Origin of the sequence: Caballeronia temeraria (assembly GCF_001544795.2) — a bacterium.
GTDB classification, from domain to species: Bacteria; Pseudomonadota; Gammaproteobacteria; order Burkholderiales; family Burkholderiaceae; genus Caballeronia; species Caballeronia temeraria.
Window position 1 is genome coordinate 125,842 of record NZ_FCOI02000006.1, and the last position, 26,744, is coordinate 152,585.

The window sequence follows — 26,744 nt, forward strand, 5'->3', positions numbered from 1 at the left end:
CGGAGCCTCTGTCGCGAACGGGTCCCTCCGGATGCACCGCTGCCCACTACGTGAACTGCGCGATCGGAGTCGTGAGTGCCTTTTTGAATGAGCTTCGGTCAACCTTACAAGAGACGCTGGATAGGTGACTGTCCGGACGGAAACCATTGCGCGCGCAGAACTCGGCGACGGTTCGCTTTGTGAGTTCGCAGCAGCAATTGGTTGTATCCCATCGCGGCTGCGTCCGCCTCGAGCCGCGAAAGGAGCACAGCGCCAATGCCCGATTTCGCGGCACGGCTATAGAGGTGTGCGACCTCCGCCACGCGATAGTCTGATCGGCGCAACGCACCACACGCTAAAGGGAATCCGTTCATTGTTCTGACGATGAGAAACGTACTCCTCGCAGAATGGATGTCTTCGTGAAATAGTCGACCGCGGCCCCTCGCTCCATAAAAGAGCGCCATGGTCGCATCCAACTCGTCTAGAAGAGCCGCAGCGTCTGGCGAGCACGGGTCCTCTCTTCGCGCGACGACAAACATTTCCGTGGGCGTCATAAGTCCTACCTCGAGTAGCGTTCGTCGACTCAAGCAATAACGAGTCCACTCATTCCGAGAAGAGACACGAATTGCGGAGTTCATCGCGTAGTACTTGCCGCTAACCGCAGCGTCTTGAGCAGGCGCTCTTCCCGGAATCGCATTCTCTAGAAAAAACTATGCGGGCAATCACGACGAACAGACGCTGACCACTATCCCGACCCCGGACGGCGGGAGTACAGCTCGAAGGACCGAGCGCACTTTCGTGGGTTTGATTGCCCGCCTTAGGTGCAATGTCAATTCGTCTTCGTCGGCCTAGCACGGCGCTACTGCCTCAAGCATCCTCGCCGCCGCGCCCGCACATGGATCGGAGTGCTCTGCATCGAGGCATGCCTGAAAACCGTACGAAGCGGTCGGTATCTTGCGCGCGACCCCGCACGAGACAGAGAGACGCGCCGCGCTGTGCTCCAGCACGCACGCCGCACCATGACGTCGGCACCACATGCCGCGTCCGCTGCGCATCGCGTGGAATTTCTTGCCCTCCGGCAACGCCCCTCCATCGGGCGAGCGAGCATCCGCAATAGGCACAACGCTTGCGCTACTTAAGAGCCGCTGCAGGCGCCTGCCTTACACGTTCACTTATCTACAGGGATGAGCCATGAGGCTTCTAACCACTCGGGATGGTCTGCCCCGGCTGTCATGGGGTTCGATAATCGCCGGCGTCATTCTTTCGATGATCGTTTACCTGATTATGAGCGTGCTCGGCACGGCCATCGGCGCATCGCTGCTGGCGCCCATGTCCAAGCCGGATCCGTTGCATGGGTTTGGCTTCGGGTCCGGGGTCTGGGTCATCGTTACCACGGTGCTGGCGGTCTTCATCGGCTCGTACTTTGCAGGCCGCTGCGCCCCCGTGCTCGGATGGCTTCACGGTCTATTGTCTTGGGCGGCGATGACGCTGCTTATCGTGTACGGCATGACCTCGCTGATCACCGACGCGGTCAGTACCGCGGGTAGCGTCGCCGCGACGACCGCGCAGGTAGCGGCGACCGCCGCCAATCAATCCGGTACGACCCCGTCGATAGTCGATAACGCCAAACAGCAAATACAGGCGGCCGCCGCCTCGGCGGCATCGGCAGCTTCAGGTCCGCAGGCCGAACAGACGGCGCGTGAAACGGCAGATGCCGCGGCACGGGGCGTCGCGCGGGCGAGCTGGTTCTCCTTTGCCGCGCTCATCGTGGGAGCCATCATCGCCATCGTCTCCGGCGGCGCCGGCTTTCGCCATCAGCCGCCCTTTGAAGAAAGCGGTGGTGCAGCTTCCGGCGCCGATACGCCGACGGTGCGCAGCCGTGCAGTGCTAGGAGGCGGTCGTCTCTGAGCGAGCCGCCGCTTTCCGACAGCCGGTGCAGATCCGGCCGAAGTGCGGATGAGGAGGAACCCATGCGTGAGGAAGAGACGTCCGGTGCGATGCCAACGCCTGGACCGTCGGACACAGTGGGTGTCGGCGGTCAAGGAAGAGATCGCGGTCGGCGCCACGACGACGGAAACGGGCGCCGTGCGGGTGCGCAAGGTCGTTCATGAAGAAACGCACCCCCTTCAGGTCGGCCGCGGTCGCCGGGCGGTCCACGGTTTTGCGCTCAATGGTCGCGTGTTCTTCACGCAGACTGACTGATTCGCTGACCGGCGTTTCCGTTACGCGTGAATAGACGCGAACGCCGCCCGTCTGCACTTCGCGCTTGCCGACGGAAGGCTCTGTAGAGATCCGCGAGACGGCTGAGGAGCCCGCGGTTCCCAAACGTCGCGGGTCGTTGAAGAGGTAGCGGTCGGCAAGGAAGCATCCACCAGAACGGAGACCATCGCCGATACGGTACGAGGCACCGAGGTGAATGTCGAAAGGACGGCGGTCCCCAATGACGGCCCGGCTGCCCCGCCCGTTAATAAGCCGCCTCTTTGAAACCGGGGCAGTTGGAGACGCGCGCACAACGTCGGCACGGTCCCCTTTGTTCCTGTCTTCTTCCTGCGTCGTGCGATGACCTCCTCTTGAACGTATTTGCGTAGTGGCGACATGACGACGAGACACGACGACTAGACCTCATGGAATTTGATCTGTATTACGAACGATAGCCATGTGTATTCGCTATCTCCAGCGGCGCTATAGCTACGTTGGAGCTCATGTCCCCCAAAGGCGTCTGGCCCCAGACCGTCATGTGGTGTGCTTACGGTAGCGCGGCCGTTTCCAGACCAGCGGCTCGGAGAAGGCTTACGGTTGACGGTGCAAGAACACCGGCGGCGACTGCGCTGAGCCGCTTTTGCTCAAGCAATCCGGATTGCGCGCGCGGAATCAGCAAGTCGTGCACCACCGGAGGACGCGAGGGTTACTGTGTTTTGTTCGCTAGCTTGTCGAGAAGCTCGCTGATGTTCGCCGGCTTGACGAAGTAGGCGTCGAATGGATTTTCGTCCGGGTTCGGCTCGACCTCTGCCTGCCACCCTGTGAGCGCGATAAGCATCACGTCCGATCCGCGCCTGGAGCGGATCCTTCGCGCCACCTCCGTCCCATCGATATCGGGTAAGCCAAGGTCCAGAATAACCGCATCGGGATGGAACGCATCCTCCACGCGTAGAGAATCCAGGCCACAACTCGCTGTTTCCACTGTATGGCCTTCCGCTTGAAGCAAGAGCGCGAGACTGGCTGCGGCATCTTCGCTGTCGTCCACTACCAGCACCCGGCGCTGTTTCGATGGCGCTGAAAGCGATTGATTGGCCGCGGAGAGACGGGTCTCTTCCACCGACGAAGCGTGGTCAGCACGGAGGGCCGGAAGCCGAACTTCAAATGTGCTTCCTTTTCCCGGTCCTTCGCTTGCTGCTGTCAACTGCCCGTCGTGAAGTTGGACGAGCGCCCGTACGAGCGCCAGGCCGATGCCAAGACCGCCCTTCGAACGTCCGTGGCCCGACGGGACCTGCGCAAACATAGTAAAAATCGTCGTCAGGTCCTCATGCGAGATGCCGATGCCGCTGTCGCCTACGGTGATCACGACGGCGTCGCCCTGCCGGGTCACCAAGAGCCCGATCTTTCCGCCCGATGGCGTATAACGGAAGGCGTTGTTGAGCAGGTTTTGAACGATCTGGGCGAGCCGAACCGGATCCGCTGACAGGAAAAGGGGATCATCTGGGAGGCGTACGTCGAACTCGTGCGAGGACTCAGACCCAGCCTGGCGAGCGCGGGTGCTTTCAATGACCTCGTGAATGATCGCGCCAATCTCGACGCGCGTTTTCTTGATCTCGATCTTCCCTTCTGCGATGCGAGACACGTCGAACAGATCATCAGCGAGGCGCGTGGCTTGATCGAGTTGCCGATCGAGCATCTCCAACGGCCAAACCGTGTCAGCCGATAAGCCCTGCTGACGCGAAAGCAGGTCGATGGCTGAACGCATCGCACTCAAGGGCGTGCGAAGCTCGTGAGCGAGCGTCGCGAGAAATTCGTCCTTACGACGGTCGGCGAGTCTCAGCGCAAGTTCCGCCGTCTCCTTGGCTTTCAGGGCTTCGTCTGAGCGGCTCCGTGCGGCGACCAGCTCGCGCTCGTATTTATGCCGGTCGCCCATGACCATGACGGCGAACTCGTCGAGTTCAACACCACCTTCGTTCACCCGGCACACGTTCACCATCATCGGGACGACCGCCCCATCCTGGCGACGCATATCGAGTTTGACTTCCGCCACGGAGCGTTGCACCTGCAGCAGCGGCGAGAGATGGGTTTGGAGAAAAATCTTTCCGCCCATCGTCAGCAGGTCGAGAAAGGTGCGGTGCCCAACCAGCTCTGTTGCTGAGAATCCGAGCCATTCACAAAACGTTCGGTTCGCTTGGAGGATTTTCCCGCCTGCCGTCGCCGTAAAAAGCCCGCAGGGCGCGCGGTCATACGCTGCTCTGAAGTCGGATACGCTTCGCTGCAGCTCATGCATGATCAGAGTCCTGTCTCATGCAGGAAAGACTCGATGGCGTCGACGCTGGCGCTCGGGGCGCTCAAGTGCGGGCAATGTCCAATATTCTTGACGATGGCGAGGCGGCTGCCAGGGATATGTTGGTGCATGTACTCTCCGACGGAAACCGGCGCCAGGAAATCGTCATTGGACTGCACAATCAGCGTCGGCGTCGTGACACGTGACATCTCCGCGCGATGATCCGCCAGGAAGGTCACGCGCGCAAAATGTCGCGCAATATCGGGATCGGTCCGGCAGAAGCTGTTGACGAGTTCTTCACTGAGTTGCGGCTGTTCGGGCGCGCCCATGATGGCGGGTGCCATCGTGCTGGACCAGCCGAGAAAATTGTTCTCTAGCGTTTCGAGCAGTTCCTCGATGTCCGCGCGCGCAAAACCGCCTGGGTACGCGCCATCATTGATAAACGATGGTGACGGCCCGACCATCACGTTCGCCGCAAAACGCTCGGGTGCTTTGATCGCCGCAAGCATGCCGATCATCGCGCTGACCGAGTGGCCTACGAAGACGACCGGCGGTGCCTCGACGTCAGCGAGGATCTCAAGTATGTCGTCCACATAGCCATTCAGCGAGCTGTACTTCGCGAAATCATAGCTTGCAAGATCCGACCCGCCGCTTCCAACGAGATCGAACAACACGGTCCGGTATCGACTCTCGAATGTCGGCGCAACATACCGCCACATCGACTGGTCGCAACCGAAGCCGTGAGAGAAAACCATTGTCATCTGGCCATCACCGACGACGTGCACGTTATTGCGCTTGATGACGTTCATTTTGTGAGGAAGGCAGAAGGTGGCGGGCGCGCGACGACTTACGTGGCGGAGATCGGTCCGGCATATTTGACACAATATCACCCTGAGCAGGCTGCTCAGAAAGCACGCACGAGGACCGCGATGAATTGCTCTCGCGAATCTGGCGGTTTCTCGTGCGTCGGACAGTGCCCCCCGACGCATGGCAACCCGCTTCAAGTTTCAACTGTCGCAAACATCAAGAAGCGAAGTCGACGGGGTGAGTCCGGCCAATTTCCGCCCTATTTCGCGTCGACGCATTCGCCCCCTACGTGCTTGTCCGTGGTCCTCGCCTGAGCATTCGCTAGACGGCGCGCAATTTCCGCGGCCGCACCGCCGTCGACGCGCAACGCCTGGGTGCCATCGCCATTTCGCTCCTCCGCCAGGTGCAAATAGGCGGCGGCGAGCTTGCGCAACTCGTCTTCAGTTGCGTCCTCGATGCCGATCAGCTGATTGCTTGCCCGCTTGTTCGAGGCGAGCAGTTCGTTTAGCTTCAAGTGAAGCGCCACGCTGTCCTTGTTCGCGCTCTGCTGGATGAGAAACACCATCAGAAAGGTGACGATCGTCGTGCCCGTGTTGATGACCAGTTGCCACCCATCGGAAAACTTGAAGACGGGACCGGACGCGAGCCATACCACGATGACAATTACGGCCAGCCCGAATGCGACGGGCGACCCCGCCCAGCGCGTGACAGCGCTCGCGAAGGCATCGAACGCTCGCGTGACAGGATGCGCTTTCGCATAGCTGGGACTGGACGTCGAAGGGACGGTGTCCATGGGCGCGGCGTCCGGAAACGGGGCTTTTTCATTCATCATGGGCCTCCATTAAGTCTGCGTCCGATAGACGCGAGACGCCTCGGTCGCTCTACTAGCGAGATGGTGATCCCGACTAGGAAACCGAGGGCACCACGGTGAAAACAAAAAGACGTCGACCCTCACGCATTACCGGTCTACGAAGCTATGAGATCGGGGACGTGCCGTCACATCCCCGCGTCGGATGTCCGCCATCGGAAGAATGTTTGTAATGATCGGGAAAGATCCGACCGACCAAGTCGTCGTACTCGGCCGGCTGTGCCATCACAATCGCTTGAAGCATCTTGATGAAAGCGTTGCCGTCCTCCAGGTTCTCCACAATCACCCGTGCTGTGCGCAGAGAGATGGTCTCGGCGAGTGGAGACGCTGTACCGTCGTCCAGCAGAAATTTGAATCGGTGAATCTCCACTGATGCGTCCGCAGGAGGAGATTCGTGGGCGATTATGGTGGCCTTCATGTTGGTCGTCCGGTTGCAAGCAGACGAGCGATGCAAAAGGCGTACCTCGATCGCTTGCGCACCCCTAGGAGCAATGAACGGCTATGGGTGGACGTCGTGCCGCCGAAGAACGACGCGCGTGCACGGGATCCACTGCGGCGCGATCAACGCCCGTAGCGCGCACGCGCAAGGTGCCGCGGCGGTGTCCTAGCCATGGCCGGTCGCGGGCCTGACGGAGTAGACGTCCTGTCCTATCGTATGCGTGTGAAACGGCTGACAGCGGCCCTCAGCATTGAATGCTGGCTCCCACGTTGCCGTCTCTCGACCACTTTCAACTGACGAAGCAGCGCAAGCACGGGGAACGGCTTGCTCATGAAGCAGGCACACCGGACGCTCGGGCGTCTTCGAGAATCGGAGATGAGAATTACCGGGATGTGTGCAAGTTTCGGCTCAGCGAGCATCACCCGGATTAATCCGACGCCATTAAGGCCGGGCATCGCACAGTCGGTCACGACAACGTCCGGCGGTGCAGCTTTCGCAAGCGCTAGCGCGTGCTCGCCGTCACTCGCGGTTCGGACGACATAACCTTCCGCCGCGATCTCGACGCCAAGCGAACCCAGCCATCCATGTCGTCATCGACGAGCAACACGGAAGCCATCCCTACCCCTTCGCCGCTTTGCGCGGATTGCGCTGCGGCAGTTCTTAGGCGCCGCCTCGCTGCGGCTGTCTGCCTAGCGGTTCATCCTAGCGCGCACGGTGGAGCGGTTTATTGCTTTATCTTGCCTGTCGCCTTCGCCTTCGCGTTCGCGTCCGGCCCCGACGCGCCGTCCGGCGACATGCCCTTCTCCCGTTGCTGCATCAGCGTGGGGGCGCTGCTGCCGCTGGTTGAGGCAGCCTGAGTTGCTTGGCCTGTCGGCGTGCCGTGCTGAGTCGCTGGTGACGGAGCGTTGGACGTGTTTTGTGCAATTGCGCCCGCGCTCGTGGCAAAAAGCACGACGCTTAACAGAGTTCGGATGGAATTCATGGCTGCCTCGTAAATTGCGCTTCGTAGCTTTATGCAAGCATCCAACGTGCCTCGGAGCCAAGCGCCTTCCTTCAGCCGATTGAGCGGAAGTGTCGGGCAGAAACCATCAGATCACAGCCGTGAAACGGGCGCCGCCGCTACTTCCTCGCGCAGGGCAAGACGCTGATCTGGGTTACAGCGGACCCTTTGCCCAGCTCTTTTCGGAAACGCCGTTCCTACTCCCACGACGTCGCGGTTTGGGTGCTTATCGTTATCGCGAGAAGCGCCAGCAGTTCGTCGCCGTCAATGAACGCGGTCGCGACGCGACCCGCAAATCCACTGCGCCGTCTTCGTTGGCAAAAACGCGCAGGCACCTAACGAGAGGAATCGACCATCCTCATTGAGAACGAGGATCCGGACAGCAGCGCCGTGTCTTCGCGTGTGATAGATGGCAGAAACGCGGCGCCCTGGCAATACCTGACCATATTTCGGTTCTAAATATGTTGAGCAGCGGGCCTCCCGGAAGTTCGAGCCCGCGCCGGCCGTTGAGCGACGGCTTGCCCCGCGGAATGCCTTCGATGTGCTAACCGTCGTCAGCTATTTTGGGGGCTCGTCGATCTCATACGCAATCTGTTTGCCGTTGCGCAATTGACCCCGTGCCTTTCCAACGGCGTTGCTTGTGAGGCATCCAACCAGGCATGCCCTGATTTCTGCCCGGACGGTTTTGGGGGAAGACATTTGGGCTTATAGCCCCGCTCGGCGATCGCTTACAAGATCCGGTTCTCTTGCGGCTGGCTCGCGCGTAGCGATTTCCCTGGTCCAGCTCAACTGCCCCGATCGCTCGGTTGGCGCTTCACGAATGTCTGCGCGACATCATCGAAGTTCGGGTGGTAGTTAAGTTGGTTCGCCCGCGCGATTGCCCACCAATCCATCACCGTCCGACGACGGCGTCGGTCGGAGTTTTTGACTTTCTGGCCATCGGGCCACTGCACGCCAGACGCTGATTCGCAGCCCGGCGCGCCCCTGCTTCGGCCGGCCGCGCATCGAGTTCACCACGCAGCTTGCGCCGCAGCTCAGCCGGTAAGGCGCTCGATCTTGATCGGCGCTCCCGCTTGATCATCACCGGATCGTTGACGGCCTTCCACGAATTCGTGAGGCTCGACAGGACCCTGGACATATGATTCAGGTTCAGCTACTTTCTTCATACATAAGCCAGAGCCGCTACGGCGCATGGAGAGAGGCCCATGAAAGATTCGTTTGAACCCCTTATCCTTCGAATCTATCAAACGCCGAACGGACAATGGGCGGGGCGACTAATGATCGGCAACGAGGATCTTGGTTGGCTTTCGGGGTGTGCCTCGCCTACGGAGGTGGAGCAGGCGATTCGCGAAACCGGTATGTGCCCAGACAGGGTTGAAGTACGTGCCTCATAGCTTCATGAAGCCGTCGGACTTCGATGGCGGCCTACCGCCAGATTTTAACGCGCCATGAGCGCCTGTCAGGCAGAAAAATCCGCGGGGCTGGCCGTAGCGCCCGCCCGACGAGCGAGCGAGCGGTGCGGCAGGCAGGAAGAACCCCTCGCGGTTCTCTCGAGGCTACCGCAGCCTAATCCAAGAGGAAGCGTCGCCATCGCGCCTACGCCCCGAAGAACTCTTCATCGCCGGTACGGTCTGATTCACCTACATCTGAACGAGCGCCTGGGCACTGTCGTCAGAAGGACACTCGCGCGTCTCGTACGAATCCACTGCGGAAAATCGTGCACGGGCTCCGCGGGCGGATAGTCTTAAAGCCCGCGCCTGTGATGTTCGACAGGTGGATCGGTAGTGTGCGGTGCCGCTCCTGTCATTGCGAGCCGCCCCGCGATACTGACAACCGTCGTCGGCTGCTTGAACGAGCCGAATTGCCGGTTCGGCGTGCAGGGGTTCCCCCTATTTCCTGCACGCCGCCCCTGTATGTTGAGATCCACTGCGAGGAACCTCGACTACCGCTCGTGTCCCCTGGCGGGTTGACGCTCATGCGGCGTCGCCGGACGATCTCTCGTTCGTGGCTTCTCTACAAAGTGTGATTCGCAGACGGTCGACACGGCGCTTTTGAAGACCAGCTGTATGCCTGTCGGCGACTGCAATGCAAGAACGTATTTGTCGAAGGACATCAGCTGGCCGGTCAGTTTGATCCCGTTCACCAGAAATACCCAAACGACTTTCCGTTCGCGCACGAGGGCATTCAGGAAATCAGCTTGGATGTCGTTCGCATCGGTGGGCATGATGGCAATCCCAGTCGTTTATCTCGCCAACGGCTCCCTGTTTCGTTGCCCGCCGAACGACGCAGCCTCTATTGCTCGTCCTCGTCATAGTAGCGCGCGGCGGCCTCGAGCATGCGCCGTCGCTCCGCCCGCACATAAATCGACGTGGTCTGCAACGACGCGTGTCCGAGGATCGCCTGCACCACATCGGTCGGCATCTCGCGTGCAACGGCCCGTGTCCCAAATGTATGCCGAAAAGCATGCGCCGAGGTGTTCGCCAGTTGCACCAGGTCGTCCGCGCCGAAGTCGGCCAGCGCAGCGGTCTGCGCGCTCAAGCGTTGCACCGCCATGCGCACGAGCCGTCCCAGGGCATCGACGGTGTACGGCACGTCTTGCGCGTTCACGTCGTGCCGATCAAGCGCGGCGCGCGTGCCCGGAATCCACTGCGGCGCGATCAGTGGTCCGTCAGCGCGTGGGGCGTCGAAGTCGTGCCCCCGGTCGTTCCAGTGTGCCCGCAGGGCGCCGATCGTCGCCCCGCTGACCGGCACCGTGCGCTGCTTGCGACGCTTGCCAATGATGCTGAGCGTCCACACTGATGAAGCTCCACGGCCGGGTTCCGCCAAGCCCATGGGCTTGGCCTGCGTTGTCCCTCCCGGCGTCGTGTGCGTGGGCGAACCCGACGCGGTGCGGCGCGACGTTCGCCCCTCCTCGGGCACCTCAGCGATCCGCAGGTCTTCTCGACGCGCGAGCGCAACTTCCGCACGCCGCAACCCGGAATCGCCCATCAGCAAAATCGCCGCGCGCGCGGCGCGCCACTGCCTGAGCTCGTCATCGTCTTGCGGATCCACCCCACCGAAAGCGTCGCAACGCCCATCGAGCGCCTTGCGCACCTGAGCCCATAGTCTGGCCGGCAGCGCCCGGTGCACTTGCACCGACAGCTCCCGCGTCACGGTCGCCGGTTCATGCACTGCACTCCACGGGTTGCCTGCGAGATACCGGACCTCGACCAGCCACGCAAAGGCCGCGCGCAGCACGCGCACCGCGTACGCCTGACTGTCGGCCGATAAACCTTCGGGGACGAACGGGCGCCAGCGGCCGCTGGTGCGCGGTCGCTTGGGCCCCACGAAAGATGGCAACGGCGCCTTCAAGAAGTCTTTGTACGCCTCGCAGTCCTCGACCGTGAGCGACGACAGCGCTTTTCGGCGAACCACCACGCTCCAGAGAATCAGTCGCTCGAGCTCACGCGTGTAGGCCCGCAAGGTCGTCGGCCGATCGCGATAGCGGTGTAGATATGCGTGCACCGCTGCCAGGTCGTGTTCGGCGCGGACGAAAGCGAAGTTGGCCGCTCGATTGACGCACGTCGCGCCGGACAACGCTGCAGGCACGACCAGGTGCTCGAAGGGCGCGAGCCGCGGTTCGCTCGGATCGCCGCCGATGACAATGACACGCTCGTCCCCCTTCCCTTCGCTCGCACTGGCCGGCACCAACGACGTGGTGTCGACGTCGGCGGCGACCTTCATACCAAGCGTCGTTTCGTGCCGCCGCAGCCACGCGACGAGCGTCCGCGCGCGCGAGGCACCGATGCGCGGCACCGAGCGCCACCAGCTGCCGCCGCGGGCATTGCAGTACTCGATCAGTGCGCCGAGCGTGCCGATGCCCTCCCCGTTCAGACGCCGCGCGATCAGCGGCCGGAACCACAGGTGTACCGGGTGTGTCACGAGCGGGACGGCCGCCGCCAAGGTCGAGGCCTGCTCGACCATGCGCAAGGTCATGGCCGTGAGCTTCGCGCTGCCGTGCTGCTTGATCGATGCTCGCAGATGATCGGCTAGGACCGACGAGCCATGCAGCACCGCGAGAAGAACCAGGTCATCGCGCATCGTGCCCAAAAACCGTTCCATCGCGTCGGCACTGGCCGCGTGGGGCGAGCGCTCCGGATCGTAGTAGAGGCGCGCGATGGTCGCCGCCGGCAGGCGCTGCACGAACGCGCGCAGCGCTGTGAAGTCGGTGCGGGTATAGGTGCGCGGCGGCGGCAGGGTCAGCTGTTGCGGTTGATTGGCCATCGCGAGGCGCTCTTGTCTGCAATTCGAAGGAAGCAAATGGCTTCCAACACGTGTCCGAACCGGTGCGGCTTCTCAGGGAAGGACGGTAAGGCTATGGAGGCGCGTCCCGCCCGCGGTGAACAACTTGGTCCCACACGACTAGCTGCGGCGCCGAGACCGCCAGAGGCGCCGCATCCGGATGCGCCGGATTGACCACGGCATGGCATTCCGCGCGACGCACGACGACCCTCCACCGCGGCGACGCCGAACGCACCGCCGCCCGTGCCGCGCATTGCGCTTCGCCGGTTGCGGTGACCATTCGACTTTCCGCGACGGGGTGAGGTTGGGCCTGCTCGGCTCCATGGCGTTACTCGGGAATAACCAGGCGCAGCCCCGGCAAATCAGCAAAGTCGCCACCATTCAGGGTCATCAGCGCGTAGCCGTGTTCGATGGCTTGCGCAGCAATCCACAAGTCGTTGTAACGGGGCCGTGGCGAACGACCCGACTGTTTGACCGCCGCGGCGAGGACACCGAACGCTGCGGCCGTGTGCCGGGATACCTCGAGAATCGGCCGCCGCTCGAGCTGTTGGAGGAATGCCGCGCGCCCGGCCCGCTCTATTGGATCCGCACACGCCTGCACACCGAAGCCGAGTTCGCCGAGCGAGATCACCGAGATAAAGACGGGCGCCTCCCCGGCCAGATCGATTACCGTCTGACGCGCCAGGGTTTTGGCGGCGAGCGCCACCCAGATGCAACTGTCGAGGATCACGCCCTCGTTCGCGCCCTCGTTCACGGCTGCGGTCATGGCCGGGGCGACGCCCATGGATCCCGCACCCCCTCATCGAAATCGACGCGGCTCTCTTCGAGCCAAGCCTGCCCTTGCTGCGGCGTCAGAACCGCCGGCAGTCCCGCGAGCGCCTGGGCCGCCGTCATCACCGGTGCGGGCGGCATGAGGCGCGCGACCGGCAAATTGTTGCGCTCGATGATCACCGTCTCGCCGTTACGCGCGACAGCGTCGAGGATCTGGCGGGTTTGCCGCGCCAGATCGGTGGCGGTAATGATCTGCATGTTTCGTCCTAGGTTCGTATCAATACGTATTTTACGTATTTCCGCGCCCTTTTGCACGCCGCTTCGCGTCCGGAACGAGGCGTAAAGCAGACGACCCGTCATTTTACCGATTAAACCATTCACTGCTAATAACAATTAGCAGCTAACATCATCTTACGTATGCTAAATGTCTCCATCTACATCCAACTGTCTGTTGTCGACTTTACATATATAGTATTATCGTTTTTTCGTGAATCAGCTAACTAACGACAACGGGACACTTCGATTGCTTCCGTCGCGACGGTGTGCACTATGTTCAGACTGTGCGTATAATGTGCATTATCATCGATCGTCGCTGGAGCCCACGAGATGAACGCTGACCCCTTAACCGACGTCTTGGAGTCTGCCCGAGAAGCGGGAACCTCCCGGCTTTCGGCGGCCAATCTCGCCAACGTGCTCGGCCTGCAGCAGCAGGATTTGGCCACGATCGCTGGCGTGCATCGAAACACGCTCCGCACGCACCCCGAGTCGCCAAGACTGCAGGCCGCCTTGCGTGACCTGATGCGCGTGGTGTCGGCAGCCGTCGCGGTTCAACCGGACCTCGAACGAGCGCTGTTTCTCATCAAAAACCATCCGATCCCGGCCTTTCGGCATAAGACGATCCTCCAGTTGGTCCAGGAGGGCCGGACCGAGGATGCGATCGACTACCTGGAGTCTATCAGTGCAGGTTTCGTTGGATGATCCTCACCGATTTGCCGACGGGAACCACGCTGTATCGCGCTCACACACCGCGCTGGGCCGACCGCCCCATGAGCGGCGCGGGCGCCGCGCTGAAGGGAGGACGTTTCAACCGCGAAGGGATCGAGGCGCTATACCTGTCTCTGGAGGAACTGACGGCGCTGCGCGAATATCAGCAAACCTCCCCTTTTCTTCCGCCCTGCACCATTTGCTCTTACGCTGCTGAACTCCGGGACTTGGTGGATCTGCGGCAACTCGACCAAGGGAATTGGGATGAGCTTTGGCATGACTGGCGCGAGGACTGGCGGTATTGGAAGTTCGAGCAACACATCGAACCGCCGACCTGGGTGTTGAGCGACTTGGTCCGAGATCTCGGCTACACCGGGATTGTTTTTCCGAGCCAGGCGCATGCCGGCGGCACCAACGTGATGGTTTTCAACGACCGGCTTGGCGACGGCAATGCGATCGAGGTGAACGATCCTGGCGCGCAACTTCCGAAGGATCAGTCAAGCTGGCAGCGGTAGACTCTGAAGTGATTCTTCTCCAGCCTCTCACTCTTCTGCAGAACGAGCTAGGGATCAAGGGCACCACCAGATGGCGGATTCGCTAAGACCAGTTATTTAGATATCCGAATCAATGATCGATCATGAAGATTAACGCATTTTCGTTAGTATTCCATTCCCATGCCTACTTGTGGCGCTGATACGCGATCCGCGAGGACGAAGCGATGCGGCGAGCGGATCTCGACAGTGCCGATGTAGGTTGTCCGCTGCCACGACGCCCTTCACGGCGCGTTTTGCCGCCCACTGTACGCGCAGAAAGAAGCGGTCCTTGCCATTAATCAGTCGCAGGAGCACTTCGTTGCAGCCGATTCAGGTTCCTTCTCTTCCCGCGATGCTTCGCTCCGGCGACCGGCCAAAACCGCCCATTAAGGCCACCACCTTCGCCCCGACCGGGAACTCGCCTCCCGGGCACGATTTGACGACGCCCACGCACTCGATCCCGCTAACCGCGACGGCCTCGGCCCATTCGCTTCGGCGCAAGTGCATCTCCGCATCCCGCACCGAATGCTTGCGGACACGTGGCCTTCCGCTATGTCGCCGCGACCGCGCTCTCGATTGCCTGACTGAGTTGGGCCACATCAACGGGCTTCGTGAAGTGGAAGTCAAATCCGGCCTTTGCGGTCCTCTCCCGGTCCTGAGGTTGCCCCCACCCGGTGATGGCAATCATCGTGACATCCTTCGTTGCCGGCGTCGCTCGAATGCACTGTGCGACGTCAATTCCGCTCATGCCGGGCAAACCGAGATCGAGCAGGATGACTTCGGGGCTGAAGTGAGTAAGGATGCCGATCGCCTCCTCGCCCGAATAGACTGTGCGTACCTCATGACCCTCCAGTTCTAGGAGCGCGGTCAGTGCATCTGCCGCATCAACATTGTCGTCAACGACCAGGATGCGACGCTTTCCAACCGATGCTGCAATGGCCGGCGCATCACGCGTCGGCACCGGCGCGGGCACCACCCTGCATTGCGCCGGGAGATGAATGGAAAAGCAGCTTCCGCGATCTTTTCCAGCGCTTGACGCCGTCAGTCGGCCGCCGTGCAATTCCATCAGCGATTTCGACAGCGCGAGTCCGATACCGAGTCCGCCCTCGCGGTGATGGTCCGGGTTCACCTGCGAAAACATTAAGAAAATCGCCGACAGCTTGTCAGATTCGATTCCGATTCCATTGTCGGCGACTGACAGGACGATCTCGGCATCGTCCGCGGTCGCCGTCAGTTCGATGTACCCGCCCGGCGGCGTGTACTTCGCGGCGTTCGTCAGCAGGTTGCCGAGTACCTGCGCGACCCGCAGGCGGTCGGCCTGGATATGAAGGGGCCGCGGAGGAAGCTCGACGACGATTTCGTGAGCCTTTGCTTCGAGCAAAGGTCTCGCAATCTCCACCGCGTCGTCGAGTACCTCTCTAAGGGCCACGGTTTCTTTCCGCAGAGTGAGCGCCCCACGCGTGATGCGCGACACGTCGAGCAGGTCGTCCAGTAAGAGCGCCATGGCGGCCGACTGCCGGCGCAGTACCGTGATGCACCACTTCGTGCGCTGATCCGTCAGTCCGGGTTGCTCCAAGATTTCCGCGACCTGCCTGATCGGCGCAAGGGGGTTGCGCAGCTCGTGCGCGAGCGTGGCCAGGAACTCGTCCTTGCGACGGTCGGCTTCCGAGAGCGCCTGTTCCGCTCGCACACGGGGCGTTATATTACCGAACCACGCTACGACCGACCCCTCCAGCGATGCGGCGACGACGTGAAACCACTGCTCGCCGTCATCTCCTTGAACGCGCACATCGAATGCGTCACGCCCGTCGCGTTCGGCAAGTGGCGCCAAGCGGTCAAGCAGCAGATCGGTGTCCCATCCTGTGGGACGTACATACGCGGTCGAGCTGCCGATCACGACCCCTGCGGCTGGATTGAATAACTGCATGGCTGCCTCGTTCAGAAAGTCCCATCGGAGCTCGGCGATGTGGCGCTCGCGCACGACCGGGGTGACGATGAAAAACGGCACGCCGGCACTGTCCAACGCTACGTCAAACCGGTGACGGGCGTCGCGCTCAACTTGCAGAAGGCGATCTGCTGCGTCCCGTGTAGCCGCTTCAGCTCGTCCAGCCCGGCGGGCCACCTTGGCCAGTTGCTGTCCTGCAGCTATCAGCAATCCACCGACGACTGTAAAGGCCAGTAGCACGATCCGGTCAGGCTGTTCATCAACAGCGAAACTGCCAATCGGCTGCAGCCATAGTGCGCCGTAAGCCACGCCGGTCGTCAGAAGCAAGGCTCCCGACCACGCACCAAACAACACCGTGATTAGTGGAAGGGAAGCACTGATGAGCAGGAACGTCAGCCGACCATGGGCAATCGATGCCAGCACCTGCTGCGCTAGAAGGACGCCAGCTGTCGATGCAATGCCGTACAGCAGGCGCTTCTTAAGTGGGTATTGTGCGATGCGAACGATCATGGGCGGTGCTCAGTTTTTCGGGATGGCTTTCTTCTGCATTATGCACTCCTCTTACTTGTGCAAATGAAAACCAGTTCCCAAGCGCCGACGAGAGAAAAAGCGCAGAAAGTGGGCGCAATGGCTGTCGACTTTGAGGCATACCTGAAAAAGAACAAGTAAGGCAAAGCCGTCTAAGGTTGTTCCGCCCTGCATGGTCAAACGCTTCGCGTTGCTCATTGTGTCCATCTGGCCGCCTAGTGGCAGCGTAGGACCGTGAACGACCTACAAGAGACGGTCGTCCCACTTTGAAATGGTCATTTAGTGCCTGCAAGTCACATCGTAGAAAGAAGCGAATCCACCGTCTATGCCATCATCCGGTACAGTGACCCGACTACCGGAGATCATGATGAGCAGCAAGTGGTTTTCGAAATTCGCGAGCTACCTTTCCACGATGACCGGTAGGCCCGCCACCTTTGTGATGGCCGTTGCCCTTGTGCTCGTGTGGGCGATCACCGGCCCGTTCTTTCACTACAGCGACACATGGCAGCTCGTGATCAACACGTCGACCACGATCGTCACGTTCCTGATGGTCTTCCTGATCCAGAACACGCAGAACCGTGACACGGCCGCGATGCAGATCAAACTCGACGAGCTGATCCGCGCAATGGAAGGTGCGCATAACGCGCTGCTCGATCTAGAAGAACTCGGGGAAAAAGATCTGAGTCGTTTCCGAAAACACTATGAAAAATTGGCGGAAGAAGCGCGGACCGCGCTGCGCGCGGGCGGCAGCGACACCGGTTCGCCATTCGTCGACAACCACGATGGCAATGATGACGAGCGGCAAGGCGATGAGAATCGCGATGCCAAACCGGGGGCTGCGCCGCTACGCGGCTAGCAAACGCGCTGTCCGACTGCGGTGCGCATTTGCTCCCGCGCGTCAACATCTTGGCTGGCGCTTTTCTAGACGGCCAGCGAATGACCGAAATTGGCCGGGCTCTGCCGGAAGGGCGACGTGCGCGCTTCGGCCTTCGGACTTTGACGCTGATCGCATTCAACGTCGGCAGCCAAGCGGATCGCGGACGTTGCCGGCGTCGCGCGATAGGACTGCAACTGCCTGCATCAGCGAACTCATACTCACGACCCGTTTCCGCCCTTCCGTCAGTTTGGTCAGATGTCGCCCCGGCGCTCGAAAGCGGCCGCAGCAGACAGGGCCCCATGGAGATTAGCGATATCGGATACCACGACATAACCCAGGCGGGGTGTAACGGACCCAGGTACAAGGCGGCTGCGCCATTGGACGAACCAGCGCGCCGATTGAATCTGTTGCCGGTCGCATTATGCTGGCGAGCACGGCAGGCAGACAGTAAAGAACGTGCCGTTTTCTGAAGAGGCGACCCCTATTGTTCCCTGATGCGCGCTAGCAATGCAGCGGCAGATATACAGGCCCAGTCCCATGCCTGCCGCCGTACCTCGCCGGTCGGCCGGGCCCGCCCGGGTCAGCGGATCGAACAGCGTGGGCAGCGCGTGTTCCGGGATCGGGTTGCCCTCGTTGGATACGACCAGTGTCACCTGGCCATCATGACCGGCGGCTTCGACAACGATGGGACCTGTTCCGTAGCGCACAGCGTTCGTCAGCAGGTTGACCAGCAGTTGACTGAGTCGGCTACCGTCCCACCTGCCCCGGAGTTCACCGGCCAGACGCAGCTCGATATGGGCATTGGGATAGGACGCGCGCACTTCGTCCGCCGCATCGCGACAGATCCGCCCCATATCCTGCGGTGTGAAACTGACCGGAAGCGCGTCGCCCAGCCGGGTGCGCGTGAAGATGAGCAGATCGTCGATCATCTGTTTCATCCGCATCGCGCCACGCTGAACAAAGGCCACCGCCCTGGCGCCGCCAGCAGAAAGACCCTCGTCATGTAAGAGTACTTCGCCGGCATTCAGTATTGCGCCCAGTGGCGAGCGCAGGTCATGGGCGAGGACGCCAGCGAAGAGGTCGCGGATACGCTCAGTGCGGTGTGCGTAGTGCCGCACCGATTCGGCAAGCACCTGGTCGATCGCCTCGTTGAACCGGATCATCTCTTCGAACGCCGCGGCACCGGACGGCGACGTTTTCTGCCAGCGCCGCAGCACGGTGGCGCGCAGGGACCGGAACTCAGCAACCACATCGTCGATGCTGAAGCCGTGCGACAGGCGATCCTCCGCATGCAGTCGCGCGACCCGGTTGAAGGCGGAATTCGGCTCCTCCTTGTCGCCGCGCGATTTGCTTTCCTGCTGCCCGGCGCTCTGCGTCTCGCGCATGTCCGTCGCGATCGCACCCAGGATGTCAGCCGCCGAATCACGCAACTGCATTTCGGTCAGCTGGCTCTCCTCCTGGCTGAGCACAAGCGCATAGCGGGTCCAGTCGTCAATCAGACCGGGTAAGTCAGCTTCAATGAAGTCGGCGAGGTTCATGCATTCCTCCGGTACGGGCGTTGCTCATATACGAACGCTCTCTGTCGGGCGCAACCAGCCTGGCAGGCGGTCGCCGTAACCTATCGAACCATATCTCGTTTTCTATATGGCAAATTCTCCACACACCAGCCGATGGACGACGCGCAGGCTGTCGCCCGGGGGGCCGCAAGGCCGTCGACTTCTTGTCGTCGATGATTACCGTCCCGGTGGGGAAGCTATCACTGCATCGCTGATGATCGCAGGATACGAGGCGGTGTACATGCTGGACGGAGCTTCAGCATTAAACATGATAGCGACATGGGTGCCCGATATCGCCGTTCTGGACATCAACATGCCGCAAATGGACGGCTACACGCTCGCCCGACATCTTCGCCAGAACACTGCGACCGGACACACCGTCCTCATTGCGTTCACCGCCCTTGATGAATCCGTCGCCCGGCCGGCTGGCGTCGCGTCGGGGTTTGATGCGTACTGTCAGAAAGGCGGCGCGCCGGATCCGCTTTTGCGCCTGCTCGAGAAGATCAGACAGTAACGCGCAACCGATGTCGGGCGATGCCAAGCTGCGGTCCGCGGGCGCGCACACCAGTAAGAAATTCGTGGCGAGCCAGTATCTGTTGGTCACAGCGGCGGCTGACGGCCGGCTTCCGGCATAATCCATGCGGCCCACCTATCTGGACTCGCGATGCAAGACGTACCGATCCGGGCGATGCCTGCCCACCAGCGTTTCGAGGTCCGCGACGCGGGCGGCATCACGCATGCGAGCAGGTCTATCCGGGCGATCGCAGTGGTCCAGGGTTTTAGCCCCGCGCGGATCAGCCACCTTTCTATCGTCGTCGCCGAATGCGGCGCGGATCTGCTCCGGAATGCGAACGGTGGCGAGCTACTGGTCTGCCCGTTGACGGACAGCGCCGGTTCGCACCCGGGGAACGGGGGCGGCGCCGGCATCGAAATCCTGTCGATCGGAAATCGCTTTCACCCGTCTGGACAGACACCCCATTTGCTGTTCGGGGGCCGATTGGCTTTCACTTCCGAAAGCGGCATGACCGCAACCCGGCAGTATGCGGACGAGTTCGACAGCTGGGGCCTATCGGCAGCTGATACGGTGCTGCGCGTCGTTATGTGGAGCGGTAATTCGGACCACGACCTTGCCAAGGCGTCGTCCGGACCGAATGTCGGTGTGGTGGAGTACGGCGCGATCAGTGTCGCTCTGCGCGACCAGCCCGTCTGCGGCGACGCATGGACATGCGTGCAGGGCATCGACGGCTTCACGGTGATGCTCGCCGATGGACTGGGCCACGGCCTGCTGGCGCATTCCGCTGCGTCGCCGCTACCGGATCACTTGCCCCAAACAATGGTGCGGCCCTACCCCACCTTGTCAGCGATGCACATAATGCGTTGCGGCCCACCGTTGGAGCGGCGCTGGGGGTCGCCCGTCTGCCGCCGCCTGACGGTTTGTCTGCGCCGGGTCGCCTCGGCGGCTTCGACCCTCGCGGAGCCGCTTCCTCACACGACAGGATCGCCCGGTTCTGCGGCATTGGCAATGTCGCAGCAAGCGTGTGGGAGCCAAGGCGCCATCATCACCTCGTCTCGCATGCAGGCGTCGTTGGGCGCTCCATCCGCAAGACACAGGAATTCCACGCCGCATGGAATCGCGATGCGCTACTCGTAATGCATTCGGACGGCTTGAACACGCGCTGGGAGCTTAGCCGTTATCCCGGTCTGTCCATGCGCCATCCGTCCCTGATCGCCGCGGTCCTTTATCGCGATCACGCGCGTGGAGACGACGATGTGACGGTTCTCGTTGCCCGCGAGCGCCGGCCTCCGACATAAGACGGTCGTCGCGTGGAGGCGCTGCAGGACCTTTCAAGGTCAAAGCGCCCAGCGACTTCGACTGAAGTCGCCCCGATCGAAGTGATCGAGCCACATGGTGATTATTCCATCCTTGACGGTGACCGATCTATCACCGGCAGCGATATCTCGCCGCCGTCTTCGTGACGGAAGATATCCCCGCGCTCGTTCCGAATTACATCGCCCGATGCCGCGATCTGCATGACCTGCCAATCGACCGTGAAAATACGGCCGATCCCGAAGTCGGCGCGGAACGCTTTGACTTGCTCGCGTCCAACGTTGTCGGGATACGGCACGTCCTCGCCGAGGACCTTCCCGGCAACCATGGGCGAGTGCCTCATCGATGCGGTTGGCGCTCCAGTGATCGAAGAACTCGAGCGCAATGCGAATTGGATCAGATGACATGATCGAGACATTCTTGATTGGAAAGAAGTGTGGAGTTGCACCGGTTCGCGTCAGCAAGAGACGACACCAGGCACGAGAAGCGCAACGCCGGACAGCGATCGTGCTTCGACGGCACGATGCGCCGAGACCGCATCCGCCAGTTCGAAATGCACGACATCGAGATCGCTGAACGTGCCGGCGCGCATCAGTGAGAACAGTTCCGCCGAGGCGGCATCGATTGTCCGCGCGTTGACGAACTGAGGCGTGCCGCCGCGCATGATGCGGACATTGCGCCGCGCAGCGTCGGCGGACTCATCGAGCGCATTGCCCGAGGCCGCGCCAATCGCAACGATGTCGCCACCATTGCGCACGAGTTCCAAGGCGAGCGTCGGCGTGGCTGCGCCCACGAGATCGAAAACCACGTCGACGCCATCGGGAGCAAGGGCGTCAATCTTCTGCGCGATGGCCGGATCGCCCGCATGGAACGCGTGATGCGCGCCGGCGCGCACCTTGGCCATCTTGTCGCGCGAACCGGACACGCCCAGCACCGTCGAGCCGAGCGACTTCGCCCATCGCGACAAGATGCTGCCCACGCCGCCCGACGCGCCGACCACCAGCGCCATCTCGCCCGCGCGCAGCCGATGCAGCGCACGCAAGGCCATCCACGCCGTCAGTCCTTTGGCGAGAAACGTCGCCGCGTGGAAGGTGCAGATGTCGGGCGGCAGCTTGACGAGCGCATCGGCGGAAATGAGACGCTCGCTCGCGTAGCCGCCCGCCGCGAAGAAATAGGCGACGCGGTCGCCGGGCGCGAAACCGTTCACCTCCGCGCCGATATGCGTCACCGTGCCCGCGCCCTCAAAGCCGGGAATAGCGGGCAGCGTGACCGGAAATCGACCGGTACGCACCATCGTATCGACGAAGTTCACGCCGATCGCGTCCTGCGCCAATCGAACCTGACCCGGACCGGGCAGCCCGATGTCTTCATGTTCGACGCGCAACACGTCCGGCGCGCCGATGTCATGCATGCGGATGACCTGTGCTAGGCCGTCTCCTCAGGCGGATTGACCGCCATCGACGTTCAGTGTCGCGCCGGTGATGTAGGACGCGTCCGGGCTGACCAGAAACGCGACGGCGGCGGCGATATCGTCCGGCTGGCCATAGCGTCCAAGCGATGCCATGCCCTTGAGCGTCTCCGCGAACGGGCCGTCGTCGGGATTCATCTCCGTGTTGATGGCGCCGGGCTGAATGACGTTGAGGGTGATGTTGCGCGGACCGAGATCGCGCGACCAGCCGCGCGTGTACGCGGCGACGGCCGCCTTGCTGGCGACGTAATCCGAGACGCCCGCGAACGGAATATGGAGGCGCTGCTCGACGACATCGCTGCATTCATGCGCGAGCCTGAGTATCAAAACATCAGAGTGGATGTCGAGGAAACACTGTCGTTCGATCTCGTGCGGCAGTTGCGCGAAGGCGCGGCGACGGTCGGCGTGTGCTGGGATAACGTCGACCTACAAGGACTTCAGCACCGGCCTTACCGACAGGACCGGCTCGCGCTCGCCGTCCACCGCGATCATCCGCTCGCGGGCGAGGTGTCGCTGCGCTTCGATCAGACGCTCGAGCATGAGCATGTTGGCTTGCTGCCGTCAACGGCCGTCCATACAATGCTGCGGCGCGCGGCTGCAAGCGCTGGCAAAACCGTGTCCTACCGGGTGATCGTTTCAAGCTTCGATGCGGCGATTCGTGTGGTCGCGGCCGGGCTCGGAATCAGCGTCGTGCCGGTGGAGGTGGCTGCGACGTATCGGCCGGTGCTCGGCATCAAGGTCGTCCCTCTCACGGATGCCTGGGCGCAGCGCCGGTTCATCGTGTGCTTTAAAAATTTCGATGCGTTGCAGCCAGCCGCGCAGCGCATGGTTGACTATCTCGCAAGCCGGGCCCAACGTCCTTCGACGGCGAAGTCATGAGAGCCGCACGGATTCCGCTACGGGATCACCTTGGGATGCAACGCCCCCGTTGGAACGAGGGACGGCGGTGCCGTATCGACTGCGAGTCAGTCGCCATTTACTGCCTCGACTAAACGTCCAAGCGAATGACCGCTGCCACATCACCGAGCCGACGTTCCAACGTCCGCATACCAGTTGGGACGAACGACTGCTGATGGCCGACAGCACGCATCCCCAAGCGTGGGGCAAGAGTTCAGATGCGTTCCGTCTATCGCAAACTTGGCTCACGGTAATTCAAACCGTGTCATGTGTATTCCTAACTGCGCACACTAATTGATAATTCTGTTAAGTTGAAGGTCCTGCGCAGCCGGCAGGCACAACGTTTGATGCAGGCCTACCGGTACACTTTTTTTATGCGCAGTCTCTGAACCGTGCGACATTCACAACGTGGAGCGCGCTGAACATTAGAATCCTTCAGGCCTTACCGTTAGATCGTTCCTGACTTCATTTACACCTTCAACGCTCTTAGCGGTGGCGACCGCCAGATCGAACTGATCACCGGCAGGAACGGACCCACCCAGGGTGATCACGCCGTTTCTTGCGACCACAAGGATGTTGCTCGCACTGAGTCCCCTGGTCAGGGAGAGTCTTCGCACCACTGCCTTCTGCAGCCTACGATTTTCTGCCTTCAACGACTTTTCGTTCGAGGATGCGTAGCGTGAAGCCGCGGGTGGCTCTGCGACGATTGCACTGGTCTGGGCGTATCCTCCGGACAACCATATCAGGAGGAAAACGCCTGTAGCGCCTTGCATTGTTTTGATTGCTTTAACGTATCCCACGTCGATTTCCGCCTCTAAAAAAAGATCGATCAAATGTCAGGCCATTTTCATGCTCGACCGGTCGCTCGCGGCGACATCCGCACCTACGGTCAAAAAGTATGTCGGACGCCCAGCACCGCGCCGATGGAGGTGCCCGCCACTTCGTACATCGCACCGGTCAACGACAGACCGGTGTTCATCGCACCGTGATTGTTGACCATTCCAACCTGCGCGTAGAGCGTCGTCGCCTTCGACAGAAAATAGTCCGTGCCGAGCGCTGCAAGTACCGAGTGATTGGCCGTATGGTTGCGATCGCTCGTCACCCAGACGCCACCGTTGACGTCGAGAGTGGGCATGACGTACCAAGTGACGCCGCCACCGTAGACGTTGTTGTTGAATGACCCCGCGACCTTGTAATTGACGAAAGAGGCCTTTGCGGTGAGCGAGCCGAATTGGTAACCGACGGCCAGCATGCGACCTTCATACTGCAGCGTGGTCGGAATTGGCGTCTGTGCGGTGCCACCGCTATTTCCGTCGAAGAAAGCCGCATTGACAGTCAAGCCACCGAGCTGGTATTTGAGCCGTGCCGAGTACTGGCGCCCCGCCTGAAAGTTGCCAGCCTGTCCGCCAAAGGCGTAAAGCACGCTTGCCTGAAGGCCACTCAGGACAGGACCGGTATAGGACACGGAATTGGCGTTGAAAATGCCTGTTCCAAGCACCGTGTCCACGAGTGGAACCGCACCGCTTCCGAATAGCGAGAGGCTGCGAGGGTCCGAATCATAGACGGCAAGAAAGAAAGGAGAAAACTGCAGGCCCAGCTTGATCTCTCCGGGCGGCCCCGCAATTCCGACCCACGCCTCACAGCCAAAGAGATTGCCATTACAATGAGCGAGACTTCCGTTCGCGATACTGAATCCGCTGACCAGACGAAACTTCGCTTTATACCCACCACCGAGGTCCTCGGTTCCAACCATGCCAAACTGGGAATAGTACTCCCCTCCGTCGATCATCGAAAACTGCTTTCCCGCATTGTGTCCGCTTGCCGGATCAAGCGTTTTGCTCGTATAGAGTAGTCCCGCATCAAGCACGCCAAATAACGTTACGCTGCTTTGCGCCTGTGCACCATTCCCAATCAATAGTCCAAGCGTGCAGACCGCCAGCCGTGGCGCCCTGCTCCCTTTCCATAACATGCTCGTCTCCTTAAACCAGAGGCTTAGCGCGCCCTTTTTTCCGAATCATGGACGCTGTTGTGAGGCGGCGGCGGCGATTCGCCACACCCGTCCACGGATCAAAGCGATTGCACGCAAGCCGCTCTAATAGCGCGTCGCACGCTCGACGCTGAGCCATGGATAACGGGCCGTGTCGGCTCCCCCATAATCGGGATCCAGGTAGACGTAGCATCGCTGTATCTTGAAGTCGCGAATCTCGAAAACATCGCACCACCTGCCGGCGTGCGTACTACCGGCGCGCCATTCAGTGCCGTTCTTAAGCTTTCCGCTAGACAAGCCCTCTATCACTATCGTGTCGCCTTGCTGAACGACATTCGCATAGGCCAGGTCATGCGATACGCCGGCGAGAATGCCCATCAGATCGCCAAACAGCCGCTCTATTTCACGCCTGCCACGAGCGACTCCCCATTTCGGGAAATAGACTTCGGCATCATCGTCAAACAAATCGAAAATGCTCTCGCCCCTGTCCATGCGGCTGAAGTATTCAAAGGCAATAGTTCTGCGCTGCTCATCCGTCATCGTTCTAATTTCCATCGTCAGTCTCGATAAAAAAGGGAGATAAATTGTCGACGGTCCATACGCTTCGCCGGCATATGAAACACGAGACATGCTCGATAGCATAATTACAGCGCTCAGTTTATATGCATAGTATTACTGATTAGTATGACGTCTTACGCCGATTAACCAGCCAGGTGAAAAACGTCATCCATGAGGCTCGAAGCGCCACCATCGAGAATCGAGCGTTAGCGGGTCGATTCTCTAGTGCGGTCGCCCGCGCTCACTCCGTCTGAAACAGCGGCGACATATCTGCCACTCTGGAGGGCTCGAGGAGTTTTCTCTTAGCGTCGACCGTCAGCGGGGCGAGTGAATGCAAAATGCCGTTCCAGCACGACGATTCATCGATACGATTTCGGTAGGCGCACCATGCTTCGAAGTCCGGAAAACTACGATACAAGAGGACCTGATTCAGCGGGCCTGCGATACTGCTGAACACGCCGAACAGTCCGGACGACGCGATGGGATCTTCGTGTAACCTTTGTTCGCGAAATGCTTCCCAACAGTGCGGAACGCCGCCGGCATTTAGGCTAAGCGTGACCTCCTCCACGACGCTCCGTGCTCGCGGTGCCGCGAAGACCGGTCCTGACTCCGGCAACCAGTCCCGTCCGCTGCCCCATTGAATCGGCAGATCAGGCAGGGGCGCTGGCACGAGGAACTTCGTTTCCTGGACCGCGATGAGCGCTCTGACCGCATCGAAGTAAGGCCGCAGAGCCGCCTGTCCGTACAGACCGAACAGGCGATTCTGACAGTCATCAAAGCTGTCATATCGGTACAGGCTCACGATCTGATCGGAGGCACCGCTGCGCGCCGCGAAGGCACCGATGAGACGTTCAGTGATCGGACGGAGTCCATCGGCACCGCGCTTATTCTGCGCATCCCAGAACGCTTCCGTCGTGCCCAGCCGCAGCGTGTAGGCACGATGCTCGATTAGCAT

26 protein-coding genes and 1 pseudogene are annotated in these 26,744 nt (G+C 61.1%); 7 read left to right on the forward strand and 20 right to left on the reverse strand.

Annotated features, from left to right (window positions below):
- The first annotated feature begins 1,170 nt into the window (after window positions 1-1,170).
- The gene (locus tag AWB76_RS11545) at window positions 1,171-1,887 is read left to right on the forward strand and encodes a YrzE family protein (RefSeq protein WP_061160283.1); all 717 of its coding nucleotides are present in this window, start codon (window positions 1,171-1,173) and stop codon (window positions 1,885-1,887) included.
- Here AWB76_RS11545 and AWB76_RS42870 read toward each other — a convergent pair.
- From AWB76_RS42870 to AWB76_RS11585, 11 genes are all read right to left on the reverse strand, one after another.
- A complete protein-coding gene (locus AWB76_RS42870; protein ID WP_341845292.1) occupies window positions 1,867-2,589 on the reverse strand; it encodes a YsnF/AvaK domain-containing protein in 723 nt (240 codons plus the stop codon). The genes AWB76_RS11545 and AWB76_RS42870 overlap by 21 nt on opposite strands.
- Window positions 2,590-2,884: 295 nt before the next feature.
- Window positions 2,885-4,465, reverse strand: coding sequence for a hybrid sensor histidine kinase/response regulator (locus AWB76_RS11550; protein WP_061160284.1), 1,581 nt, complete (start codon window positions 4,463-4,465; stop codon window positions 2,885-2,887).
- A gap of 2 nt (window positions 4,466-4,467) precedes the next feature.
- On the reverse strand, window positions 4,468-5,271 hold the full coding sequence (locus tag AWB76_RS11555; RefSeq protein ID WP_061160285.1) for an alpha/beta fold hydrolase: 804 nt from the start codon (window positions 5,269-5,271) through the stop codon (window positions 4,468-4,470).
- Between the two features lie 257 nt (window positions 5,272-5,528).
- Window positions 5,529-6,062 (reverse strand): low affinity iron permease family protein, encoded by a 534-nt coding sequence (locus AWB76_RS11560; protein WP_374729923.1) that lies wholly within the window; start codon window positions 6,060-6,062, stop codon window positions 5,529-5,531.
- A 181-nt stretch (window positions 6,063-6,243) separates the two neighbouring features.
- Window positions 6,244-6,555, reverse strand: coding sequence for a hypothetical protein (locus AWB76_RS11565; protein WP_061160286.1), 312 nt, complete (start codon window positions 6,553-6,555; stop codon window positions 6,244-6,246).
- A gap of 230 nt (window positions 6,556-6,785) precedes the next feature.
- Window positions 6,786-7,154 (reverse strand): response regulator, encoded by a 369-nt coding sequence (locus AWB76_RS43035; RefSeq protein ID WP_082864419.1) that lies wholly within the window; start codon window positions 7,152-7,154, stop codon window positions 6,786-6,788.
- 146 nt (window positions 7,155-7,300) lie between these two features.
- Window positions 7,301-7,558, reverse strand: a complete 258-nt coding sequence (locus tag AWB76_RS40840; protein WP_157696104.1) for a hypothetical protein — start codon at window positions 7,556-7,558, stop codon at window positions 7,301-7,303.
- Between the two features lie 1,960 nt (window positions 7,559-9,518).
- Window positions 9,519-9,800 (reverse strand): RNA chaperone Hfq, encoded by a 282-nt coding sequence (gene hfq, locus AWB76_RS11570; RefSeq protein ID WP_061160287.1) that lies wholly within the window; start codon window positions 9,798-9,800, stop codon window positions 9,519-9,521.
- A gap of 68 nt (window positions 9,801-9,868) precedes the next feature.
- A complete protein-coding gene (locus AWB76_RS11575; RefSeq protein WP_061160288.1) occupies window positions 9,869-11,839 on the reverse strand; it encodes a site-specific integrase in 1,971 nt (656 codons plus the stop codon).
- Window positions 11,840-12,185: 346 nt separating this feature from the next.
- A complete protein-coding gene (locus AWB76_RS11580) occupies window positions 12,186-12,641 on the reverse strand; it encodes a type II toxin-antitoxin system VapC family toxin (RefSeq protein WP_244173315.1) in 456 nt (151 codons plus the stop codon).
- The gene (locus tag AWB76_RS11585) at window positions 12,620-12,886 is read right to left on the reverse strand and encodes a type II toxin-antitoxin system Phd/YefM family antitoxin (RefSeq protein WP_061160289.1); all 267 of its coding nucleotides are present in this window, start codon (window positions 12,884-12,886) and stop codon (window positions 12,620-12,622) included. Before AWB76_RS11585 ends, AWB76_RS11580 begins: the two co-directional genes overlap by 22 nt.
- A 348-nt stretch (window positions 12,887-13,234) precedes the next feature.
- Between AWB76_RS11585 and AWB76_RS11590 the strand changes: the two genes are divergently transcribed.
- On the forward strand, window positions 13,235-13,606 hold the full coding sequence (locus AWB76_RS11590) for an antitoxin Xre-like helix-turn-helix domain-containing protein (protein WP_061160290.1): 372 nt from the start codon (window positions 13,235-13,237) through the stop codon (window positions 13,604-13,606).
- A complete protein-coding gene (locus AWB76_RS11595) occupies window positions 13,603-14,127 on the forward strand; it encodes an RES family NAD+ phosphorylase (RefSeq protein ID WP_061160291.1) in 525 nt (174 codons plus the stop codon). Before AWB76_RS11590 ends, AWB76_RS11595 begins: the two co-directional genes overlap by 4 nt.
- Before the next feature lie 568 nt (window positions 14,128-14,695).
- Here AWB76_RS11595 and AWB76_RS11600 read toward each other — a convergent pair.
- A complete protein-coding gene (locus AWB76_RS11600; protein WP_061160292.1) occupies window positions 14,696-16,600 on the reverse strand; it encodes a hybrid sensor histidine kinase/response regulator in 1,905 nt (634 codons plus the stop codon).
- 382 nt (window positions 16,601-16,982) lie between these two features.
- Here AWB76_RS11600 and AWB76_RS11605 point away from each other — a divergent pair, with 382 nt between their 5' ends.
- The gene (locus AWB76_RS11605) at window positions 16,983-17,474 is read left to right on the forward strand and encodes a low affinity iron permease family protein (RefSeq protein WP_061160293.1); all 492 of its coding nucleotides are present in this window, start codon (window positions 16,983-16,985) and stop codon (window positions 17,472-17,474) included.
- 440 nt (window positions 17,475-17,914) lie between these two features.
- Here AWB76_RS11605 and AWB76_RS11610 read toward each other — a convergent pair whose 3' ends face one another.
- Window positions 17,915-19,033 carry a sensor histidine kinase gene (locus AWB76_RS11610; RefSeq protein WP_061160294.1) on the reverse strand — a complete coding sequence of 373 codons (1,119 nt, stop codon included), beginning with the start codon at window positions 19,031-19,033 and terminating at the stop codon, window positions 17,915-17,917.
- A gap of 106 nt (window positions 19,034-19,139) precedes the next feature.
- On the opposite strand from AWB76_RS11610, the gene AWB76_RS11615 reads away from it, so the two are divergent.
- Both AWB76_RS11615 and AWB76_RS11620 read left to right on the forward strand, forming a co-directional pair.
- Entirely contained in the window at window positions 19,140-19,565 is a 426-nt protein-coding gene (locus AWB76_RS11615) for a response regulator (protein WP_074171329.1), read from the forward strand.
- 150 nt (window positions 19,566-19,715) lie between these two features.
- Window positions 19,716-20,702 carry an ATP-binding protein gene (locus AWB76_RS11620; protein ID WP_061160296.1) on the forward strand — a complete coding sequence of 329 codons (987 nt, stop codon included), beginning with the start codon at window positions 19,716-19,718 and terminating at the stop codon, window positions 20,700-20,702.
- 262 nt (window positions 20,703-20,964) lie between these two features.
- Here the strand turns inward: AWB76_RS11620 and AWB76_RS42120 are convergent, their stop codons facing one another.
- The 3 genes from AWB76_RS42120 to AWB76_RS11635 all read right to left on the reverse strand — a co-directional run bounded on the left by AWB76_RS42120 (window position 20,965) and on the right by AWB76_RS11635 (window position 22,674).
- Window positions 20,965-21,207, reverse strand: a complete 243-nt coding sequence (locus AWB76_RS42120; protein ID WP_244173316.1) for a hypothetical protein — start codon at window positions 21,205-21,207, stop codon at window positions 20,965-20,967.
- Window positions 21,208-21,336: 129 nt separating this feature from the next.
- The gene (locus tag AWB76_RS11630) at window positions 21,337-22,290 is read right to left on the reverse strand and encodes a zinc-binding dehydrogenase (protein ID WP_061160297.1); all 954 of its coding nucleotides are present in this window, start codon (window positions 22,288-22,290) and stop codon (window positions 21,337-21,339) included.
- A gap of 27 nt (window positions 22,291-22,317) precedes the next feature.
- The gene (locus AWB76_RS11635; RefSeq protein WP_244173317.1) at window positions 22,318-22,674 is read right to left on the reverse strand and encodes an SDR family NAD(P)-dependent oxidoreductase; all 357 of its coding nucleotides are present in this window, start codon (window positions 22,672-22,674) and stop codon (window positions 22,318-22,320) included.
- Here AWB76_RS11635 and AWB76_RS11640 point away from each other — a divergent pair.
- A pseudogene (locus AWB76_RS11640) lies at window positions 22,624-23,226 on the forward strand (LysR substrate-binding domain-containing protein); the annotation flags it as partial. The gene AWB76_RS11635 and the pseudogene AWB76_RS11640 overlap by 51 nt on opposite strands.
- 443 nt (window positions 23,227-23,669) lie before the next feature.
- On the opposite strand, the gene AWB76_RS11645 reads toward AWB76_RS11640, so the two are convergent.
- From AWB76_RS11645 to AWB76_RS11660, 4 genes are all read right to left on the reverse strand, one after another.
- On the reverse strand, window positions 23,670-24,077 hold the full coding sequence (locus AWB76_RS11645) for a BON domain-containing protein (RefSeq protein ID WP_244173318.1): 408 nt from the start codon (window positions 24,075-24,077) through the stop codon (window positions 23,670-23,672).
- A gap of 56 nt (window positions 24,078-24,133) precedes the next feature.
- A complete protein-coding gene (locus AWB76_RS11650; protein WP_061160299.1) occupies window positions 24,134-25,213 on the reverse strand; it encodes a porin in 1,080 nt (359 codons plus the stop codon).
- 123 nt (window positions 25,214-25,336) lie between these two features.
- Window positions 25,337-25,786, reverse strand: a complete 450-nt coding sequence (locus tag AWB76_RS11655) for a nuclear transport factor 2 family protein (RefSeq protein WP_061160300.1) — start codon at window positions 25,784-25,786, stop codon at window positions 25,337-25,339.
- 244 nt (window positions 25,787-26,030) lie between these two features.
- Window positions 26,031-26,744, reverse strand: a complete 714-nt coding sequence (locus AWB76_RS11660; RefSeq protein WP_061160301.1) for an NIPSNAP family protein — start codon at window positions 26,742-26,744, stop codon at window positions 26,031-26,033.

Bases quoted from the DNA above. Each gene is read 5' to 3' on its own strand.
- AWB76_RS11650 (WP_061160299.1), bottom strand. From the start codon at position 25,213: ATGTTATGGAAAGGGAGCAGGGCGCCACGGCTGGCGGTCTGCACGCTT.
- AWB76_RS11580 (WP_244173315.1), bottom strand. From the start codon at position 12,641: ATGGGCGTCGCCCCGGCCATGACCGCAGCCGTGAACGAGGGCGCGAAC.
- AWB76_RS11620 (WP_061160296.1), top strand. From the start codon at position 19,716: ATGCAAGACGTACCGATCCGGGCGATGCCTGCCCACCAGCGTTTCGAG.
- AWB76_RS11585 (WP_061160289.1), bottom strand. From the start codon at position 12,886: ATGCAGATCATTACCGCCACCGATCTGGCGCGGCAAACCCGCCAGATC.
- AWB76_RS11630 (WP_061160297.1), bottom strand. From the start codon at position 22,290: ATGCATGACATCGGCGCGCCGGACGTGTTGCGCGTCGAACATGAAGAC.
- AWB76_RS11550 (WP_061160284.1), bottom strand. From the start codon at position 4,465: ATGCATGAGCTGCAGCGAAGCGTATCCGACTTCAGAGCAGCGTATGAC.
- AWB76_RS40840 (WP_157696104.1), bottom strand. From the start codon at position 7,558: ATGAATTCCATCCGAACTCTGTTAAGCGTCGTGCTTTTTGCCACGAGC.
- AWB76_RS11555 (WP_061160285.1), bottom strand. From the start codon at position 5,271: ATGAACGTCATCAAGCGCAATAACGTGCACGTCGTCGGTGATGGCCAG.
- AWB76_RS11545 (WP_061160283.1), top strand. From the start codon at position 1,171: ATGAGGCTTCTAACCACTCGGGATGGTCTGCCCCGGCTGTCATGGGGT.
- AWB76_RS11565 (WP_061160286.1), bottom strand. From the start codon at position 6,555: ATGAAGGCCACCATAATCGCCCACGAATCTCCTCCTGCGGACGCATCA.
- AWB76_RS11595 (WP_061160291.1), top strand. From the start codon at position 13,603: ATGATCCTCACCGATTTGCCGACGGGAACCACGCTGTATCGCGCTCAC.
- AWB76_RS11605 (WP_061160293.1), top strand. From the start codon at position 16,983: ATGATGAGCAGCAAGTGGTTTTCGAAATTCGCGAGCTACCTTTCCACG.
- AWB76_RS11575 (WP_061160288.1), bottom strand. From the start codon at position 11,839: ATGGCCAATCAACCGCAACAGCTGACCCTGCCGCCGCCGCGCACCTAT.
- AWB76_RS11660 (WP_061160301.1), bottom strand. From the start codon at position 26,744: ATGCTAATCGAGCATCGTGCCTACACGCTGCGGCTGGGCACGACGGAA.
- AWB76_RS11560 (WP_374729923.1), bottom strand. From the start codon at position 6,062: ATGGACACCGTCCCTTCGACGTCCAGTCCCAGCTATGCGAAAGCGCAT.
- hfq (WP_061160287.1), bottom strand. From the start codon at position 9,800: ATGCCCACCGATGCGAACGACATCCAAGCTGATTTCCTGAATGCCCTC.
- AWB76_RS11600 (WP_061160292.1), bottom strand. From the start codon at position 16,600: ATGATCGTTCGCATCGCACAATACCCACTTAAGAAGCGCCTGCTGTAC.
- AWB76_RS42120 (WP_244173316.1), bottom strand. From the start codon at position 21,207: ATGGTTGCCGGGAAGGTCCTCGGCGAGGACGTGCCGTATCCCGACAAC.
- AWB76_RS11655 (WP_061160300.1), bottom strand. From the start codon at position 25,786: ATGGAAATTAGAACGATGACGGATGAGCAGCGCAGAACTATTGCCTTT.
- AWB76_RS11610 (WP_061160294.1), bottom strand. From the start codon at position 19,033: ATGAACCTCGCCGACTTCATTGAAGCTGACTTACCCGGTCTGATTGAC.
- AWB76_RS11615 (WP_074171329.1), top strand. From the start codon at position 19,140: ATGGCAAATTCTCCACACACCAGCCGATGGACGACGCGCAGGCTGTCG.
- AWB76_RS11590 (WP_061160290.1), top strand. From the start codon at position 13,235: ATGAACGCTGACCCCTTAACCGACGTCTTGGAGTCTGCCCGAGAAGCG.